The organism is Collinsella sp. AF19-1LB (genome assembly GCF_003459655.1).
Lineage (GTDB): Bacteria > Actinomycetota > Coriobacteriia > Coriobacteriales > Coriobacteriaceae > Collinsella.
Genome location: NZ_QRWO01000062.1, coordinates 1 through 2,075, shown reverse-complemented (window position 1 = coordinate 2,075; position 2,075 = coordinate 1). Strand labels below are relative to the sequence as shown.

3 protein-coding genes are annotated in these 2,075 nt (G+C 56.5%); 1 reads left to right on the top strand and 2 read right to left on the bottom strand.

All coding sequences use genetic code 11. The features are described from left to right. Positions 1-396: HAMP domain-containing sensor histidine kinase (locus tag DWX39_RS10700; protein WP_147336409.1), on the top strand; the 396-nt coding region annotated here is incomplete at its 5' end. Between the two features lie 12 nt (positions 397-408). Here the strand turns inward: DWX39_RS10700 and DWX39_RS10695 are convergent. Continuing rightward, the gene (locus DWX39_RS10695) at positions 409-603 is read right to left on the bottom strand and encodes a ribbon-helix-helix domain-containing protein (RefSeq protein ID WP_117717075.1); all 195 of its coding nucleotides are present in this window, start codon (positions 601-603) and stop codon (positions 409-411) included. Positions 604-1,154: 551 nt separating this feature from the next. Continuing rightward, entirely contained in the window at positions 1,155-1,781 is a 627-nt protein-coding gene (locus DWX39_RS10690; protein WP_117638280.1) for a DUF1648 domain-containing protein, read from the bottom strand. Positions 1,782-2,075 lie beyond the last annotated feature (294 nt).

Genomic DNA, 2,075 nt, shown 5'->3' with positions numbered 1-2,075 from the left:
ACGCTCGACGCAGCCACGGGCCCCGCTGTCGCGGGCGCGCCTGAGGCCCCACTCGAACGAACCACCCTGGCGCGAGCCGCCGCGAACCTCGTGGCCAACGCCGCCGAGCACGCGCGCTCGCGCGTGGTGGTCTCCTGCGACGTCGCTGGTGGATACCTCGTCATCGAGGTCGCCGATGACGGACCGGGCTTTTCTCCCGCCGCCCTCGAACGCGGCTGCGAGCGCCTCTTCACAGACGACTCCTCTCGCTCCTCGCGCGACGGAGGCCGCCATTACGGGCTCGGCCTCCACGTCGCCTCCGAGGCCGCGAGCGCCCACGGGGGCTCCGTCTCGCTCGCCAACAGCCCCTCGGGCGGCGCGGTGGCCACCATCGCGGTCCCCCTGTGCGGGGCCTGACGAATCAGGCCCTCACACTGGCATACCTCGCAACCAAACGCTTCCCGGATAATTCATGAGGCCGTACTCGTATTCGAGCCTGCCTATCTCTGCGGCAAGCGCCTCCGTCATGTAGAAGGTTTTCGTGCGGCCCGTCGACTTCGCCAGGCGGTCGTACCTGTTCGCGAGGTCCTCGGGGGTTCTCAGGGCTGCGGTGGCGGTTGCCATGATGCACCTCCCGGTTAGATGTAATACGTGTATTACTTTCTATCACATCACCCGAACCCCGCACCGGCGTACGGTCGTATCTGCTATTTTACCTTACATTTTGTCAACCGGCCCATGCTCGGCTTGTTCAGCCAGATTAAATCAACTGTTAAATCAATCCAGGCCTGTAGGGGGCGGTGGAAATCTTTCGAGGACTGGGGGCGCCGTCCCTGGGTCGGCTCCTCGATGGCCGCGGCTGAATTCCCCTGCCATCGGCTGCGTGGGTTCCGGCACGGGGCTCTGGCGCTGCTCGAACTGGGCGCAAGACTCGGCTGTTGGTCGTACCGGACGGCATACGTTTTGAGACCGGCAAGCTGATGCCGGCTCGAGGACAGCGGTCCGGTGCACCGGGCCGATCGATAGCGGTCTCAGGTTCACAGCGCAGCTTCTCAGGGCTCGCATATATAGGAAGACTTGATTGGCAATCGATTTTAATGAAGTCGGCAGCGCATGTCAGAGTTTTCAACAAATTTAACATGCCACCCTTTATATCCGCACGCGCGTAATTCAACTCATAAGGACCGGCTATCCCTTACCAGTGACACAATCTCAAACGCACAGAACAGAATCATCAGTCCAATCATCGCATAAGAGGCAGCCGAACCTTCAAGCACTATTCCACAAAGAACAATCTCCGCGCCGCCAATAAGAACTGTTATCAGGCGCTCTGCCTTTTTGCTCTCGCCGCTCGCATAAAAAGGCGGCAAAGCGCACAAGATCACATATAGCCCGGGAAGGGAATACAGGATCGATAGTCCAAGCCCCCCATCAACCGCAGTGCTTTGCGTAAGAATCAACTGAACCCAAACGGCAATTATCACTGAGCAGGTTGTCGATAAAAGAAGACTAGAAATATAGCACGCAACAAAGTCCCGTCGCATTCGAACAGAGAAATCCGCGAACTCTCTTCGCCGCGTGGAAACAATAAGGTACACAGAAATTGCAATAGAACCAATCAGGGAAAACAGCGGAACAACCAGCAATTCAAGCTTATTACCCCATCGATCAACCACACCCCCACTCCAATGAGCGGGAATTGTATCAGGGAGGACTGACCAAGCCGCCCATAGAATCAGAAATGGAAGAATAGAGAGGATGAAAGATGATAACACTGCAGTAATTTTTTTTGAGGCTCTCATCGATTCCGCATCTCCTTGCGCGCCCACATTCCACTCCGCCTTAAATCAAGTATACGTTTTGAGACCGGCAAGCTGATGCCGGCTCGAGGACAGCGGCCCGGTGCACCGGGCCGATCGATAGCAGTCTCAGGTTCACAGCGCAGTTTCTCAGGGCTCGCATATATAGGAAGACTTGATCGGCAATCGATTTTAATGAAGTCGACAGCGCATGTCAGAGCTTTCAGCAAACCGCAGGTAAATTCGTATACCAAAAATTGGTACCTTGATTATCGACTTTATCCGAACACCTCCCAC

Bases quoted from the DNA above. Each gene is read 5' to 3' on its own strand.
- DWX39_RS10695 (WP_117717075.1), bottom strand. From the start codon at position 603: ATGGCAACCGCCACCGCAGCCCTGAGAACCCCCGAGGACCTCGCGAAC.
- DWX39_RS10690 (WP_117638280.1), bottom strand. From the start codon at position 1,781: ATGAGAGCCTCAAAAAAAATTACTGCAGTGTTATCATCTTTCATCCTC.